Consider the following 16,674-nt stretch of genomic DNA (forward strand, 5'->3'; position numbering starts at 1 on the left):
ATTATGAACATTTTAGAAAAAATCGCCCATAAAACGCGTGAGCGCATTAGGGCACAAAAGTCGCAGGTATCGCTTGCAGCCCTCTGTGCACAGGCGGAGGCTATGGAACCGGGGCGTAGCTTCCCTTTCGAGCGGGCGTTGCGGCAGGAGGGGCTTTCATTCATTTGTGAAATAAAAAAGGCAAGCCCGTCCAAAGGCATTATTGCCGAGGATTTTCCCTATCTGAACATTGCCCGCGAGTATGAGGCAGCAGGAGCGGCTGCCATTTCCTGCCTGACCGAACCTTATTGGTTTCAGGGCAGTGATGTTTATCTCAAGGAGATTGTTCAGGCCGTATCCATCCCCGTGCTGCGCAAGGACTTTACCATTGATCGGTATATGATTTATGAGGCCAAGATACTTGGCGCGGCTGCTATTTTGCTGATTTGCTCCATCCTAAGCGATGCAGAGCTTATCGGATATCATGCGTTGGCTGAGTCTCTGGGGCTTAGCGTGCTTGTCGAAGCCCATGATGCAGAGGAGGTACGCCGTGCCGTTGCCGCAGGTGCGAGAATTATCGGTGTTAACAACCGCGATCTAAAGACCTTTGTCGTAGATGTGGAGAATAGTATCCGTCTGCGCTCAATTGCCCCGGCGGACTGCGTATTTGTGTCCGAAAGCGGCATACGGACGGCTAAAGACATTGCCAGGCTCTATCAGAACGGTACGGATGCGGTGCTGATTGGTGAAACGCTTATGCGATCACCGGACAAAAAGGCGGCGCTGCATACTCTGCGAGGTGCGTGAGTCATGCAGGTCAAAATATGCGGTCTGAGCCGCACCGAGGATATTGAAGCAGTCAACACAGCGCGGCCGGATTACTGCGGCTTTGTCATCCATGTACCGAAAAGCCGGCGCAATGTTGATGTAGTTACACTGCGTACCTTGCGTAGGTCGCTTGCTCCGGATATCACACCGGTAGGCGTATTTGTCGATGAGCCGGTCGAACAAGTCGCAACGCTGCTTAATGAAGGTGCGCTTGCTGTGGCACAGTTGCACGGGCATGAGGATGAGAACTATCTTGCTGTGCTGCGTCGTCTGACGTGTAAAAGTATCTGGCAGGCATTTCAAATCCGTTCAGAGGATGACGTGCACCGCGCTATGAAGAGCTCAGCCGATTTTATCCTGCTGGACGCAGGCGGCGGCAGTGGCGTGGTGTTCGACTGGACACTGCTTGCGGGAGTGACGCGCCCTTTTGCCCTCGCCGGCGGCCTCCATGCGGAAAATATCCCGGAAGCCATGCTTTCAAAGGCCTGCCTTCTTGATGTGTCAAGCGGTGTGGAGACCAATGGCAAAAAGGACCGGCAGAAGATATATCAGATTGTACAAATGATTAAAGGAGAAAGAATATGTCCAAAGGAAAATTTGGCGTTCACGGCGGGCAGTATATGCCCGAAACCTTGATGAATGCTGTTATTGAGCTGGAAAAGGCTTATGAGCACTATAAAAATGATCCGGCGTTTTGCGCCGAACTCAATGATCTCTTGAATAACTATGCGGGTCGTCCGTCCGAACTGTATTACGCTGCCCGTATGACCGAAAATCTCGGCGGCGCGAAAATTTACCTCAAGCGCGAGGATATGAACCATACCGGTTCGCACAAGATTAACAACGTGCTTGGTCAGGTGCTGCTTGCCAAGAAGATGGGAAAAACACGTGTCATAGCCGAGACTGGAGCGGGTCAGCATGGCGTGGCTGCGGCGACTGCTGCCGCGCTTATGGGGCTTGAATGCGAGGTCTTTATGGGCAAGGAGGATACTGAACGGCAGGCGCTCAATGTGTATCGTATGCGCCTGTTGGGCGCAAAGGTACATGCCGTTGAGAGCGGCACAGGTACGCTTAAAGATGCCGTATCCGAGACCATGCGCGAGTGGACGAACCGTATTGAGGATACCCATTACGTTCTTGGTTCGGTTATGGGTCCCCATCCATTTCCTACTATTGTACGTGATTTTCAGGCGGTGATCTCCAAGGAGATCAAAGAGCAGATCCTGGCAAAGGAAGGCCGTCTGCCGGACGCGATATTGGCCTGTGTAGGAGGCGGTTCGAACGCCATTGGCACGTTTTACAACTTTATTGGGGATGCTGGTGTGCGCCTGATCGGTTGTGAGGCGGCGGGCCGCGGGGTGGATACCTTTGAGACTGCCGCAACCATTACCACCGGCAAGCTGGGTATATTCCATGGCATGAAGTCTTACTTCTGTCAGGATGAGTACGGTCAGATCGCTCCTGTGTATTCGATTTCCGCCGGGCTTGACTACCCGGGCGTTGGGCCGGAGCATGCACATCTGTACGACATTGGCCGCGCCGAGTATGTACCCGTCACTGATGATGAGGCTGTGTACGCCTTCGAGTATTTGTCCCGCCTGGAGGGCATCATTCCGGCAATTGAATCCGCCCACGCCGTATCGTATGCCATGAAACTTGCGCCAACCATGCGCAAAGATCAGCTTATTGTTATCACTATTTCCGGTCGCGGTGACAAGGATTGTGCCGCGATTGCACGCTATCGAGGGGAGGACATCCATGAGTAAGATTCAAAAAGCTTTTGTGAATGGCAAAGCGTTTATCGCCTTTCTGACCTGTGGCGATCCATCACTGGATGTGACTGAGCAGCTTGTTTATGCTATGGTGGAAGCCGGGGCGGATTTGATTGAACTGGGTATTCCATTCTCCGACCCGACAGCAGAGGGGCCGGTCATTCAGGCGGCCAATATGCGTGCCCTTGCCGCAGGGACGACGACTGACCGCATCTTTGAGCTTGTGCGCCGCATTCGTGAAAAAACGGACATCCCACTGGTATTCATGACGTATGCGAATGTTGTTTTTTCCTACGGTGCAGAGCGCTTCATCAAAACCGCCGCTGCTATAGGCATGGATGGCCTGATTTTGCCGGATCTGCCGTTTGAGGAAAAAGAAGAGTTTGACCCGCTGTGCAAACAGCACGGTATTGATCTGATTTCACTCATCGCCCCAACCTCGCACGATCGTGTGGCCATGATAGCGCGCGAAGCCAGCGGTTTTGTTTACTGTGTATCTTCGCTGGGTGTAACCGGTGTGCGCAGCCAAATAAACACTGATATCGGCAGCATGATCGAACTTGTCAAGGCCCAAACCAACGTACCCTGCGCGGTCGGCTTTGGTATCTCCACACCTGAACAGGCGGCTGACATGGCAAGGGTTGCGGATGGAGTGATTGTCGGTTCGGCGATTATGAAAATCATCGCACAATATGGCGAGGGCAGCGTCCCCTACGTAGCCGATTATGTACGCAGCATGAAGGCGGCTATTCGGCCAGTGCAGGACAGGACAACATCATCGAAAGCAATGTTGTAGCTGTTTTCTTTATAAGCCGTTAGGGAACCACTGATTTATTCACACCGCTCATCCTGGCGGATCTTTTTCCGGTTGGCTACGTCAGCAAAACCTTGAAATAGGAACCGCTATTCCTGAGCTTTTGCTTCCTTGCCAGCCGAAAAAATTTCTCGCCAGGCCGGCAGGCTCATTAAATCAGCGGTTCCCTAAAAATGGGTTGCGGCAAGGCGTCTACTGTGGTATGATGAAAAAAAGTTATATCGTAAAAACGAAGAAGAGGAAAAGTAGGTGTTGGTCCTTGTTTGCAGAGAACCGGGGAAGGTGAAAGCCCGGTACAAGGTCAATATACGAAGTTCACCTCGGAGTTGCAGGCTGAATTTTTGACTTATTTGATAGTAGGCTGTGCCGGAATCCTGACCGTTAGACAGGGAGAGTATTGTTTGATACTCTATGGAGTGATTCGTTTATACGAATAACAAAGGTGGTAACGCGAGACCTCTCGTCCTTATGGGATGGGAGGTTTTTTTGTATGATGATAAAAGGAACGACTAAAGTTTTTGCTGGCGTTCCAAGGGGAGGAATAGCTTTGCCTAATGTAAACAGGGAGCCCTTTGCCGCTATTCAGGTCGGGTATTTGGGGCCGAGCGGCACCTATAGTGAAGAGACTGCTCTACGGCTTTGTGAAAAGACAGCCTGTGAGTTAAAACCCTATACTACGATTGATTCTGTTATCAGAGCGGTGGCGACAGGGGAAATAACCGAGGGAATTGTACCGATTGAGAATTCCATAGAAGGTTCTGTAAATATCACACTGGATGTGCTGGCCCATGATGTTGAACTAGTGATTGTCAGTGAGTTTGTCTTGCCTATCCGCCATGCTTTGCTGACAAAAGGTGGGGAAAAGAAAATAGACTGTATTATCTCGCATCCGCAGCCGTTGGCACAATGTAGAAACTATATTGCCCGACATTACCCGCAGGCTAGGCTGGAGGCTGTGGAGAGCACAGCCAAAGCGGCACAGTTGGTCGCTGAGGGAGCGCCCGGTCTGGCGGCTATCGGTAGTCTGCGCGCCGCTGAAATTCATAGTTTGACGATGATTGATAATGATATCCAGGACTGTAATAATAACTGTACACGTTTTATCCTTTTAAGACAGAAGAAGTCTCAGATAAGTGAGGAGCCAGTTCAATATAAAACTTCCATTGTTTGCAAAATGAATGGCGAACGTCCCGGAAGCCTGTGCGAGCTGTTGCTTGAATTTTCCCGGCGGGATGTGAATCTTAGCAAAATTGAATCTCGCCCGGCCCGCACCAGCCTGGGTGAGTATATTTTCTTTTTCGATATAGAGGGGGGCCTTCATGAGGCCCATGTGCGACAGGCCATTCAGGCTGTTAAAGAAAGAAGCCTGTGGCTGAAAAATCTTGGCTCTTATCCTTGTTATGTATTATAATATAGATGGATTGTCTGCCGGAGACAATTGTATCTAATGATTGTACATGAATTGACAAGGGAAACGAAAGAATTATATACTGTTGAAAAAGGTTTGCATTTGTCAAAAACAGGAGAGAATGGATTGTGAAAAAGACCAATGCCGCCAGATTATTGGACGGTCATAAGATACATTATGAGTTACGAGAATACGAAGTGGATGAAGCGGATCTTGGTGCCGGCAATGTGGCGACAAAAGTGGGATTGCCGCTTGAACAGGTATTTAAAACACTCGTAACCCGCGGCGATAAAACCGGCGTTGTCATTGCCTGCCTACCGGGCGGCGCCGAATTAAACCTTAAGGCGCTTGCTGCGGTCAGTGGGAATAAGAAGATTGAGATGGTGCACGTCAAGGATATAACCGCCTTGACAGGGTATATAAGAGGTGGTGTTTCGCCGCTGGGAATGAAGAAACGCTATCCCACTTTTGCCGACAGCAGTATAACTCGCTGGCCGACTATTGCCGTCAGCGCCGGTGTCCGGGGCTGTCAAATTGTTATCAATCCCTCTCTGTTAATCGGGATTGTCGAGATGACCCTGGCAGATATTGCGATGATGCCTTCTGACGGCAAAGAAGCTTGATAAATGTAACAGGTAAACCATTTGGAAGGAGTTGCTCTATGTATATTAGTACGCGCGGCGGAAAAGACAGGCTTTCAGCAGCCCAGGCAATTAAGCTCGGCATTGCCTCAAGCGGGGGATTATTTGTACCTGAACAAATCCCGAGTTTTACTCAAGGCGAATTAGCCGGATTGGTCAGTTTGGATTATCGCCAGCGGGCCTATGCTGTTTTGGCCAAATTTCTGAAGGACTATAGCGGGCCGGAACTTGCCAGCTGTATTCAAGCCGCTTATAACAGCGATAAGTTTGATACTGAGCAGATTGCGCCGTTAGTGGCTGTAGGAGATAGCCGCTATCTTCTGGAGCTGTGGCATGGACCGACCAGCGCTTTTAAGGATATGGCTCTGCAATTGCTGCCACAACTACTGTCAACGGCATTACAAAAGACTGATGAAAAGAATGAAGTGGTTATTCTGGTAGCAACTTCGGGCGATACGGGGAAAGCCGCGTTAGAAGGCTTCAGGGATGTCGATCAGATCAAAATCGCCGTGTTTTTCCCGCACGAAGGTGTCAGCCCTATTCAGAGACTGCAAATGGTCACTCAGGAGGGGAGTAATGTTGCTGTCATAGCTGTGCATGGCAACTTTGATGATGCCCAAACCGGGGTGAAAAAGATATTTAACGATACTGATATGCAGAATGCTTTGTTGGATAAAGGCTATCAGTTATCTTCGGCCAACTCAATTAATTGGGGACGCCTAGTGCCTCAAATTGTATATTATTTTAGCGCCTATGCCGATCTGGTGAAAGGGAAGCATATCCAACAGGGACAGACGGTGAATTTTACTGTTCCAACCGGCAATTTTGGCAATATTTTAGCTGGCTATTATGCTAAGTTGATGGGATTGCCTATCAATAAATTAATCTGTGCTTCCAATAGTAATAATGTATTAACTGATTTCCTGCGTTCCGGAGTGTATGACCGCAACCGCGATTTCCATAAAACCATTTCGCCTTCCATGGATATTTTGATATCCAGCAATTTGGAACGCCTGCTATATCATATGACTGGTGGAGATACCAACCAGGTTGGCGCTTGGATGGCTAAGCTACAGGAAACAGGAGTCTATACGATTGGTGATCGTTATCTGGAAAAACTTCGCACTGTCTTTTGGGCGGACTGGGCCGATGACAAGGAAACCGCTCAGGTTATACAAGCTGTGTTTAGCCAGCATCGCTATCTGACAGATCCTCATACGGCAGTTGCCTGGCAGGTGTACGAAAAATATCGCCAGGCAACGGGGGATCAGACACCGTCGGTGATTGTATCCACAGCCAGTCCTTTTAAATTTAATGAAAGCGTCTTATCGGCGATCGAAACCAAGAATAGGATTGCCGGACTCAATGAATTTACCATGCTTACTGCGTTATCGGAATTGACAGGCTGGCCGGTTCCTGTCGCCCTGGCTTCGTTGAAAAATAAACAGATTATTCATCAACAAAGCTGTGCGAAGGAAGAAATGCCGGCAAAGGTTTGGGAAATGTTGAATAAAGCGTAAAATAAACTAGCAAACAACGATATCTTTGTTTGCTAGTTTATTTGTCTAGGGAACCGCTGATTTAATGAACCTGCCAGCCTGGCGAGAAATTTTTTCGGCTGGCAAGGAAGTAAAGCCGCAGGAATAGCGGTTCCTATTTCAAGGCTTGGCTGACGCAGTCAGACGGAAAAAGATCCGACAGGATGTGCGGTGTGAATAAATCAGTGATTCCCTAGGGAAGGAAGCTTTTGCTGTAAGGTCAGGAGTGGGGCAAATAAGTCGCCATGCTGGTTGACTCTGTCAAGAGCCTGTTCGGCGGTGAAATGTAAACAACGACCATTGTTATTTTGTACAACTGCCTTGATTTCATTCCAGGTCACCGGTGCGGAGACGGCGGGTGTGTTTTTAGCCCGTAAAGAATATACACAAACGGTGGTCTTGTGGCTGTCATTTTGGCTCCAGTCAATCAATACTTTCCCTTGACGCAAGGCTTTGCGCATATTGGCGACAATCAGTTGCGGCTGTTGCTGTTCAAGGTATTGAGCGACATGTTTGGCAAATTCTTTTGTCTGATCGTAACTGACCGGTGTGTTTAAGGGGACGTAGACTTGAAGGCCTTTGGAACCGGAGGTTTTTATAAAAGGGATTAACTTTTTTGATTCAAAATATTCCAGGAGCAGTAAGCTGACCTGGGCGCATTCCCGTATTCCCGCCGGCAATCCCGGATCTAGGTCAAAGACCAGCATGGTCGGTGTGTCCGGATCATCAGCTAAAGACAGCGAGGTATGAAGCTCCAGAGAGGCCAAATTGGCTGCCCAGACTAACGAAGCCAGATCGTTTACCAGACAGAAATCAATCGTCTTCTTGTTGCTTTCACTCCAGATCGGGGCGGTATTAACCCAGGCTGGGCGAGAGGCTGGGCAGTTTTTTTGATAAAAAAAGGGCTCAGCCACGCCGTTTGGATAGCGCTTTAAAGTGAGTGGCCGATTGGCTAGATGTGGTAGGAGAGCTGGTGCCATGCGGATGTAGTAATCAATCACCTGTTCTTTGGTGAATTGTTTCTCCTGATAAAAGACTTTGTGCAAATTGGATAAGGCAACCTTTTTTCCGTTTATATTAATGCTAGTTTTGAGCGGCATGGATTTTCTTCTTTCTTGTACCGGCTGTTTTTTGTTTTTTGATGGCTGATACGCTAGCTTCCAATGCCGCCATCAGGTCAACAACATTGCCCGGTTTATTTTGCTCGGACGAAGGTGCGGTAACGGTTTCACCTTCGGCTTTTTTCTGAATTAATGAAAGTACTTTAGCTTGGAATTCGTCTTTATATTTTTCAGGCTGGAAATCACTGCTCAAAGATTCAACCAATTGCAAGGCGATGTTCAACTCCTTTTCAGTTGGTGGCTGATCTGCTTTAATCAGTTCATCTTCCAGTTCGGACTGTGCTATAATTTCGGTCTGATAAAATAATGTAGAGAGGATAAGTAACGAACTGTTAAGGCGTAATATGGCAAGATGCTCCTTATTGCGGAGCACAAATTTGGCGACGGCTACCTTTTGTGTATGTTGCATAGCAGCCAGCAAAAGATGATAGGCTTTTACCGAAGCGGGTTCAGGCAGTATATAGTAAGATGCTTCAAAATAAGTGGGGTCAATTTGCTCGAGTTTTACAAAATCCTCAATTTCGATAGTGCGGGTGGCTTTAGGAGCCAAGGCATCTAATTCTTCGGTATTGACGATTACATATTGATCAGGGGAAATTTCATAGCCTTTTACGATGTCTTGCGGAAGGACTTCTTTGCCATCAACGGGGCATATTTTCTTTAACCGAATACGGCAGGAATCATTTTTACGCAATTGATGAAAATGGAGAGTTTTCCGTTTTACCGTATTGTATAACCGGATGGGAATGTTGACTAAGCCAAAGCTAATTGAGCCGCTCCATATCGGTCGGGCCATGGTTATCACTCTCCTGTTTTTTCAAGTACCACGTCTTTTGCCGTTTTATCAAACCGGAACCCTTTAAAAACGGGATGACGTAGGGTGCGGCTGGGTGTCCATTCCGTAAACTCACATTCGATTACGATGGTAGGAGTAACGAAAGAACTATGTTTCGTATAGGGGAGGTTGCAAAACGGGTTTTCCTGGCTATGAAGCGGTACCAACGTGGCAGATAATTGGCGAAGCATTTGTGTGGTAAAACCGGTGCCGACTCTGCCGGCGTAGACTAGCTTTTGACAAGGACCGTGATTTACCGTTTCTTTTTCTGCCGCGGCATAATAACCGACCAGAATGGAGCCAATAAGTCCTTGCCGTGTTCCTTTGCCAGGCAGCCAGCCGCCGACTACGAATTCCTGCCGGTGGATATTTTTAATTTTCAGCCAGTCGCCGGTACGTTTCCCCGCGTGATATTGACTGTCCAGCCGTTTGGCAACAATCCCTTCCAGACCAAGTTTTTGTGTGGCCTCCAGAATGGTTTTTCCATCACCGGTTTGATAGCAGGGGATTTGACAATAAGAGGTCTGTAGTTGCAGACCGTCAAGAATGTCCCGTCGTTTTACATAAGTAAGGTCAACAAGAGGGCGTCCGTTTAGTTGCAAAATATCGAATAATATATATACTATCGGTACTTGCTTAAGGTTGGCAGAAAGAGGTCTCATATTTTTTCGAAAGCGTTTTTGCAATAACGAGAAGGAAGGCCGGCCATTTGCATTTAGCGCAATGATTTCACCATCTAATGTGATATCTGTTATTTTTTTGTCAAGCAGCAGTTGTCGAAGCGGTGTTATTTCAGGATATTGGTCGGTTACATTATGCTTGTTGCGCGTAAACAGGACAAGGTCTTTGCCGTCAAAGCAAGCTAATATCCGTATGCCGTCCCATTTTACTTCAAAGGCGTAAGCGGAAGATTCATCAGGCAGTGATGAAAGCATTGCCAGCATTGGCTCAAAGTGATTCATGCAATAGGCCTCTTTTGCAAGATAATAGTTTATGTATAGTGTTTTATTTAATACAAAAGATATGCATGTGCATAACTGCCAATAAAAAAGACCGGATAGTTTCCGGTCTTTTAACGTTTTGCATCGATATTATTAATATCTTTTATGGGCTTGGAAGCAGTCCCGACAGTAGACCGGCTTACCGGCAGTCGGCTTAAACGGAACCTGTGTGGCTGCGCCGCATTCGCTGCAGGTGGTATCAAACATTTCGCGTTGTTGACGGAAGCCGCTGTTATTGCTTCTACCACTTTGCGCCTTTCTGGCGGCGCGGCATTCCGGGCAACGGGACGGCTCATTTTGAAAGCCTTTTTCAGCATAAAATGCTTGCTCGGAAGCGGTAAAGGAAAAACCGGCACCGCACTCTTTACAGGTAAGATCTTTGTCTTGGTAGGTCATAAGTAACCAACCTCCTTCAATTAGTTCACTCCAACAATGCTGGTCGGTTGGTTGGGTCTGAGCTAGCAAGCGATCCAGATCATTTTCGTATTAATTTCATCATACCTGCTCATCTTGGCGATTGTCAATAACTTGTCAGTAAGTTTTGGAAATCCTGCAGCAAAGCAGTAAACTTTTTCAGGGTTATTTCAATGGGCTTAGGGGAAGACATATCCACACCGGCGGCTTTCAAGAGATTAATTGAATAGTCGGACCCGCCGCTTTTTAAAAAATTGATATATTTTTTCTGGGCGGATGGACCTTCCTGTAATATTTTTTCGGCGAGTGTAGTGGCAGCCGAATATCCCGTTACATATTGATATACATAAAAGCTCCAATAAAAGTGTGGTATCCGCGCCCATTCCACGTTAATCTCTTTATCAATAACTATGTCGGGACCATAATATTTACGGTTTAAAGCATGCCATTCCTGGTCAAGCAGATCAGCAGTGATGCTTTCACCTTCTTCTGCCTTGGTATACAGCATTTTTTCAAATTCGGCAAACATGGTCTGGCGATAAACGGTAGCGCGAACCTGCTCAAGATGTTGATTGATCAGATATAAACGGGTATCTTTATCTTCGGTTGTATTTAGCATGTGGTGCAACAATAGGATTTCATTGGTGGTGGAGGCTACTTCAGCGGAGAATATGGTGTAAGAGGCGGTAGGATAAGGCTGGGTATTGTGGCTGTAATAACTGTGTAAAGCGTGCCCCATTTCATGAGCCAAGGTGGAAACATCATCATATTTGCCGTGATAGTTTAACAGGACGAAGGGATGGACTCCATAGGTACCCCAGGAATAGGCGCCGGTTTGTTTCCCCTTATTTTCATAGACATCAATCCAGCCGGAGGTAAGTCCTTTATTCAGTATATGGAGGTATTCCTCACCCAAGGGTGACAGACCGTGCTTGATTAGTTCCGTGGCTTTTTTATAGGAGAAACGGAGGCTAACATTTTTGATTAAAGGGGTATAGAGATCATACATATGGATGGAATCAAGGTTAAGAACCCGTTTTTTTAAAAGGACATATTGATGCAGTGGGGATAGATTTTCTCCCACGGTTTGAATCAAATTATCGTAAACTGCGAGGGGAACATTATCTGATTCCAGCGCGGATGCTAAAACAGATTGATACTTTCTGGTTTTAGCGTAGAAAATGTTTTTCTTTATATTTCCCCCCAGTGTGGCAGCGAAAGTATTGCGATATTGTGCATAGGTACCAAATAAATGCTGGAAGGCTTGCTGCCGCACTTGTCGGTTACCGGAGCGAATCAATGTATTATAACGACCTTCGCTTAATTGAACGGTGGAGCCATTGTCGTCGAGAGTTTCAGGGAATTTCATATCGGCGTGGGCCAGCAGGTTAAAGATGGTTTCCGGTGCCTGTGTTGCTTCGCTGGAAAGAGATAAAATCGTTTCTTCTTCCGGGGATAGCACATGTTGTTTTTGACGGGCCAGGTTTTCAAAATAGAAAGCATATTCATTCAGTTTTTGATTTTCCTTACGGTATTGTTGTAAAAGTGTATCTGCCATAGTTAAAATCTCAGGTTCAATAAAGGCGGTGGCTGCTCCGGCTTCTGCCAATAATGACTCAACTTGTCCTGTTAGTGCCTGAAACTTAGCCTTAGCCGTGTTTTCGTCGCGATGCATACGGGCAAAGGAAAAAAGTTTGCTGCTTATGATAGCCAGTGTGGTGTTAAGTTGCAGACAATCGGCCAAGGTCTGAGAGGAGGTTGACAATTTGCCCTGGTATTGTTTAACTGTTGTCAGCAGTGATTTCACTTTGGCGAAATCTTGTTGCCACAACTCTTCGGTTTTGTAAATATCCTCTAAATGCCATTTGTATTCAGCGGGAATTTCTTCACGTTCAGGTACGTGGGCTCCGGTTTGTTCCCGTTCTGCAGGATTTGCAGCTAATAAATTAAACAGGTACTTTGCAAGCAGTTGTTTAGGCATTGAAAATTCTCCTTTAGCTGAGTAGAATATATTGTACTATATTAGTAGTTTTACATGTATTTTCCTGTATAGCATTTGAAAAAATCTTCTTTCTATACCTTGAAATAACGCATAATGCCATTAGCGATATATTCAGCCGCTTTATTTCGTCCGTCGGCGCTGCTAAGCAGCAATTCTTCTTCCGGGTTGGAGATAAAAGCGACTTCAATGTGAACCGAAGGCATAGCGGTATAACGTATGGCATAAAAACTGCCGAATCTGACACCCCGGTCTTTAGTGCCCAAGCCTTCCACTAAAGAATTTTGTATACAGGCTGCCAGTCTGGCTGATTCGGCATTGCCGTAGTGATAGGTGGTCGTACCCGATACCTGAGAATCGGCGAAGGAATCATTATGAATACTGACAAAAATATCGGCATGACTTTCGTTGGCAAGAGAAACCCGTGCCGCTGCCGTTTCCTGGCTATTGGAGGTTGAAGCTATATCGGTGTCCTCGTCGTGGGTCATTAAGATGCTTGCACCGTTTCTTTCCAGCCGGTCTTTTACCAGCAGGGCAATTGCCAGGTTGTTCTCTTTTTCCAAACTATTGGCAAAACCAATAGCGCCAGTGTCCTGACCGCCATGGCCAGGATCTAAACAAATAACCTTTCCGGTCAAACGGGTACTTTCCGGTTCTTCCAAAATTGCAGGCAGCCGTTCGGTAAGTTGAGCAATATTTTGCGTGGATATATACACAAGCTCTTTCGTCGTATCATAGTCCAGTTTCCAGTGGAGTGTCCGGGCTAATGATCTTAATGTAATTAGTATATCCCTGTTAACACGAATATTAACAGGTAACACCTGACCGTTTAAGATGACCCGCATGATTTGCACCTTCCTTGCCATGCTGATTATGTTAATATATTATATGCGGGTAGGTTTAGCATGGTGCCTGGTTTAAAATAATAATGAAAGTGATTATAAATAATAGAAAGTAGTGGTTAATATAAAAACATTATTAATAACGCTTAATGCCAAATACATTCATTCTTCTTTGGCGCTGCGGTATTTACAGGCCTATTGCAGTGAGGGCTGCGGTGAAATAGGCATCAAAGAGTACACGATTAATAATAAGTTGCTGAATATTCTTAGCGATGTATATAAGGAAAAGCCTGATGTTATAGGTGTTGCCTGTTATATATGGAACATTGAGATGACCATGAGTTTAATCAGGCTGATCAAGAAGGTATTGCCCCGTACCGTGGTTATCGTGGGCGGTCCGGAGGTTTCCTATGATCCGGCTGTCATTATGCAGGAACAGCCGGACATTGATTATCTTATTCAAGGCGAGGGGGAAGTGGTTTTAAAAGCATTGCTAAGAGTATTGGCGGGTTATGGTACGGTGGATTCTATCGACGGGCTGGCCTTTCGGACTGATGGCGGACAGGTTATGATAAATGGCATTAGTCAAACGGTTGCTTGTTTGGATGAAGTACCTTTTCCTTATACTGAATCAAGTATGAAGGAGTTAAAGGACAAAATTATTTATTACGAATCCACCAGGGGATGTCCGTTTAATTGTCAGTACTGTTTGTCAAGTGCTACGGCCGGCGTTCGGTTCCGGAGTTTGGAGCTGGTGTATGAAGAGCTGACTTTCTTCATTAAGCACAACGTAAGGCAGGTTAAGTTTGTTGACCGCACTTTTAATGCCGCCAAACGGCATTATTTGCCGATCATGCATTTTTTGTCCCGTCAGGAGTGTGAAACGAATTTCCATTTTGAAATAGCTGTAGACCTATTAGATGAAGAAGATATTTATTTTTTAAAAGATGTCAAAGCAGGGAGATTTCAATTTGAAATCGGAATTCAATCTACTAATGGACCAACTTTGCAAGCGATCAGCCGGGTTAATCATTGGGATAAAATTACCCGGAATGTGGCAGGTTTAAGAGCGATTGACAATATTCATCTTCATTTAGATTTAATTGCCGGTTTACCGGAAGAAAGCTACTGGCAGTTTGGACAATCCTTTAATCAGGTTTATCAGCTAAAGCCGCACATGGTGCAGCTTGGTTTTTTAAAGATGCTTAAAGGGGCAGGAATACGAAAGAACGCCCAAAAGTATGATTACATATATACTGATTATGCGCCCTATGAAGTATTGGCAAACAACTCAATCAGTTATGAGGAACTTAGCCGGCTTAAAATATTGGAAGGATTGGTTGATCAATTTTATAACAGCGGACGGTTTCAATATGTGCTGCCTTTTTTGATTGAACAATATGGAGGGGATGCTTTTGCTTTCTTTCACTTCCTCACCGTTTATTGGGAAAACCGGCAGTATAATATGGTTGACCATAGCGTTAAGGCCTGCTATAAGCATTTAATCGATTTTTATAATGAGCAAAAACCGGTGACCCAGCCGGAGCTATTGAAAGAACTGCTGAAATTTAATGCACTCATGGTAGAAGGGGGAAGTGTTAAGCCGGAGTTTTTACCATGGGACGATAGCTGGGAACAGGAAAAAACAGAGTTTTGGCGATCGACAGAGACTGTAATGAAATATATACCGGACTATCAATTTACAACGTGGCGCGAACTAAAAAAGCATTACTATATCGAAGTATTTAGCTTTAACGTGGCAAAGTACTTTTTCCAGCCGCAGGCCATGCAGCAGGAATTGACGCCCATTCTTATTTCTTATAAAACAAAGACAAGCTATCAAATTATTGATAGGCAGGATTTCTGTCTGGAGAAGAGGTCTAAATAATATTATGCGTTATAATGCATATTCGGAATATCTGCGGCAACGTTATGGAGAAAAAGTCTACAAGTTACCTGTCAGCCTGCCGGTAACCTGTCCAAACAGGGATGGAAGCTGCGGGGTGCAAGGTTGCGTTTTTTGCGGTGCCATTGGAGCCGGTTATGAGAATCTACCGGCATCGATGACGGTAACTACCCAAATCAATGCAAACCGGGAACATATTGCTCCCAAATATAAAGCCCGGAAGTTCATCCCCTATTTTCAAAATTTCAGCAATACCTATTTGCCTATAAAAAAACTCGAAGCATATATTAGGGAGGCCTGTCAACCGGATGTTGTGGGTATTGCCCTGGCAACCAGACCGGATTGTATTAATGATGAATATTTGAAAATGCTGGCCCAAATAAAAGAGGATTTTTCTGTAGATATCAGTATTGAACTGGGATTGCAGACGGTAAATTATCATTCTTTAATTAAGATCAACAGGGGACACACACTGGCTGAATTTGTTGATGCAGTGCTGCGAATTAAGCGGTATCAGATAGAAACCTGTGCTCATTTGATCTTGAATTTACCCTGGGACCAGATGGACGATGTCATTGAGAATGCTAAATTTGTTTCGGCTCTGGAAATTGAACAGGTGAAACTGCATGCATTATATATTGTTAAAGGAACGGTAATGGCCGAATGGTATGAGAAAGGCGAACTGCAAATTATAAGTCAAGAGGAATACGTGGATAGGGTAGTGACTTTTTTAGAATATCTTCATCCAGATATAACTATACAACGGTTAATCGGCCGGGCGCCGGAGAAAAATACATTGTTCACCAACTGGCAAACAGGTTGGTGGAAAATTCGCGATGCAATAGAAGAACGACTATTAATGAAAGACATCTATCAGGGCAAACGATGTGATTATTTAAATGGTAAGGAAGTGAAGAAATTTTTGATATAAACTGTTAATGATAGATATTTTAACCGGATAGCTATTTACAAACAGCTTTTTTGATGATATTATTTATCACGGTAAACTTGAAAGGATAAAACTTTTCTGTTTACCGTAGTTATTTTTGTGAGGTGCAGGATCATAGAAAAGATTGATTTACTAAAAAGAATCCAGAAGTTGTCCTCTTTGCTTCATAGCGAAGATTTACACCGTTTTCATTTAACGGAAGAAACAATTGAGGAAATACGGACAAGCTTGGATAAGCTCACTGAAACTTATATTAAATCCTATTGCGCGTAAAGGTACAGATACTTTACGCGCATTCTATGGGATAAACTTCTTGTAATAGGAAGTTGACATAAAAATAGAAGTGTGCTAATCTATAAAAGTCGCTGAACAGGGCGGCAGGAAATGGTAAGAAAGCCAATAAAAAACAGGTTGACAGGCAAAAGCCGATGTGATAGTATATAAAAGCTGTCGCAAGGCGGCGGTCAACAGGAACTGCGGCAATGCAGTCCGGTGTTCTCTGAAAACTGAACAATGTAAGGTATAAACAATATGCCAGATGTGCGGACTCGTATCACTTAGGTGATACAGTCACAATAAATAATTCTTTAAACAATTATAGAGCCATCAAAAGGCTCCATAAATAAA

At 45.4% G+C, this 16,674-nt stretch carries 15 protein-coding genes and 1 other annotated feature; of the genes, 9 read left to right on the forward strand and 6 right to left on the reverse strand.

Annotation, left to right across the window (positions count from 1 at the left end; translation table 11 throughout):
• Positions 1-3: 3 nt before the first annotated feature.
• From trpC to thrC, 7 genes are all read left to right on the forward strand, one after another.
• The gene (gene trpC / locus BMW43_RS21575; RefSeq protein WP_091749070.1) at positions 4-786 is read left to right on the forward strand and encodes an indole-3-glycerol phosphate synthase TrpC; all 783 of its coding nucleotides are present in this window, start codon (positions 4-6) and stop codon (positions 784-786) included.
• Between the two features lie 3 nt (positions 787-789).
• A complete protein-coding gene (locus BMW43_RS21580) occupies positions 790-1,443 on the forward strand; it encodes a phosphoribosylanthranilate isomerase (RefSeq protein WP_091749073.1) in 654 nt (217 codons plus the stop codon).
• On the forward strand, positions 1,389-2,573 hold the full coding sequence (gene trpB, locus BMW43_RS14570) for a tryptophan synthase subunit beta (RefSeq protein ID WP_091749076.1): 1,185 nt from the start codon (positions 1,389-1,391) through the stop codon (positions 2,571-2,573). The genes BMW43_RS21580 and trpB overlap by 55 nt, the downstream gene beginning before the upstream one ends.
• Positions 2,566-3,375, forward strand: a complete 810-nt coding sequence (gene trpA / locus BMW43_RS14575; protein WP_091749078.1) for a tryptophan synthase subunit alpha — start codon at positions 2,566-2,568, stop codon at positions 3,373-3,375. The genes trpB and trpA overlap by 8 nt, the downstream gene beginning before the upstream one ends.
• A gap of 241 nt (positions 3,376-3,616) precedes the next feature.
• Positions 3,617-3,864 (forward strand) — a binding site (T-box leader).
• 19 nt (positions 3,865-3,883) lie between these two features.
• A complete protein-coding gene (gene pheA, locus BMW43_RS14580) occupies positions 3,884-4,804 on the forward strand; it encodes a prephenate dehydratase (protein WP_245732495.1) in 921 nt (306 codons plus the stop codon).
• A gap of 125 nt (positions 4,805-4,929) precedes the next feature.
• A complete protein-coding gene (ybaK, locus tag BMW43_RS14585; RefSeq protein WP_091749081.1) occupies positions 4,930-5,424 on the forward strand; it encodes a Cys-tRNA(Pro) deacylase in 495 nt (164 codons plus the stop codon).
• Between the two features lie 38 nt (positions 5,425-5,462).
• On the forward strand, positions 5,463-6,962 hold the full coding sequence (gene thrC, locus BMW43_RS14590; RefSeq protein ID WP_091749084.1) for a threonine synthase: 1,500 nt from the start codon (positions 5,463-5,465) through the stop codon (positions 6,960-6,962).
• 200 nt (positions 6,963-7,162) lie between these two features.
• On the opposite strand, the gene ligD (BMW43_RS14595) is transcribed toward thrC, so the two are convergent.
• The 6 genes from ligD (BMW43_RS14595) to BMW43_RS14620 form a co-directional block, all read right to left on the reverse strand.
• Positions 7,163-8,080 (reverse strand): non-homologous end-joining DNA ligase, encoded by a 918-nt coding sequence (ligD, locus tag BMW43_RS14595; protein WP_091749087.1) that lies wholly within the window; start codon positions 8,078-8,080, stop codon positions 7,163-7,165.
• Positions 8,064-8,897 (reverse strand): non-homologous end joining protein Ku, encoded by an 834-nt coding sequence (ku, locus tag BMW43_RS14600; protein WP_091749090.1) that lies wholly within the window; start codon positions 8,895-8,897, stop codon positions 8,064-8,066. The genes ligD (BMW43_RS14595) and ku overlap by 17 nt, the downstream gene beginning before the upstream one ends.
• Before the next feature lie 5 nt (positions 8,898-8,902).
• Positions 8,903-9,898: a non-homologous end-joining DNA ligase gene (gene ligD, locus BMW43_RS14605; RefSeq protein WP_091749092.1), complete on the reverse strand. Its 996-nt coding sequence runs from the start codon at positions 9,896-9,898 to the stop codon at positions 8,903-8,905.
• Between the two features lie 132 nt (positions 9,899-10,030).
• Positions 10,031-10,333 (reverse strand): zinc-ribbon domain containing protein, encoded by a 303-nt coding sequence (locus BMW43_RS14610; protein ID WP_091749095.1) that lies wholly within the window; start codon positions 10,331-10,333, stop codon positions 10,031-10,033.
• Positions 10,334-10,457: 124 nt separating this feature from the next.
• The gene (gene pepF / locus BMW43_RS14615) at positions 10,458-12,332 is read right to left on the reverse strand and encodes an oligoendopeptidase F (protein ID WP_091749099.1); all 1,875 of its coding nucleotides are present in this window, start codon (positions 12,330-12,332) and stop codon (positions 10,458-10,460) included.
• Between the two features lie 92 nt (positions 12,333-12,424).
• A complete protein-coding gene (locus BMW43_RS14620) occupies positions 12,425-13,195 on the reverse strand; it encodes an N-acetylmuramoyl-L-alanine amidase family protein (RefSeq protein WP_091749102.1) in 771 nt (256 codons plus the stop codon).
• Between the two features lie 112 nt (positions 13,196-13,307).
• Between BMW43_RS14620 and BMW43_RS14625 the strand changes: the two genes are divergently transcribed.
• Together BMW43_RS14625 and mnmL are read left to right on the forward strand one after the other, a co-directional pair.
• A complete protein-coding gene (locus tag BMW43_RS14625) occupies positions 13,308-15,080 on the forward strand; it encodes a B12-binding domain-containing radical SAM protein (RefSeq protein ID WP_245732497.1) in 1,773 nt (590 codons plus the stop codon).
• A gap of 4 nt (positions 15,081-15,084) precedes the next feature.
• Positions 15,085-16,029 carry a tRNA modification radical SAM protein MnmL/YtqA gene (gene mnmL / locus BMW43_RS14630; protein WP_091749105.1) on the forward strand — a complete coding sequence of 315 codons (945 nt, stop codon included), beginning with the start codon at positions 15,085-15,087 and terminating at the stop codon, positions 16,027-16,029.
• The last annotated feature ends 645 nt before the right edge of the window (positions 16,030-16,674 follow it).

Origin of the sequence: Propionispora vibrioides, from assembly GCF_900110485.1 — a bacterium.
In the GTDB taxonomy this organism is placed as follows: Bacteria; Bacillota; Negativicutes; order Propionisporales; family Propionisporaceae; genus Propionispora; species Propionispora vibrioides.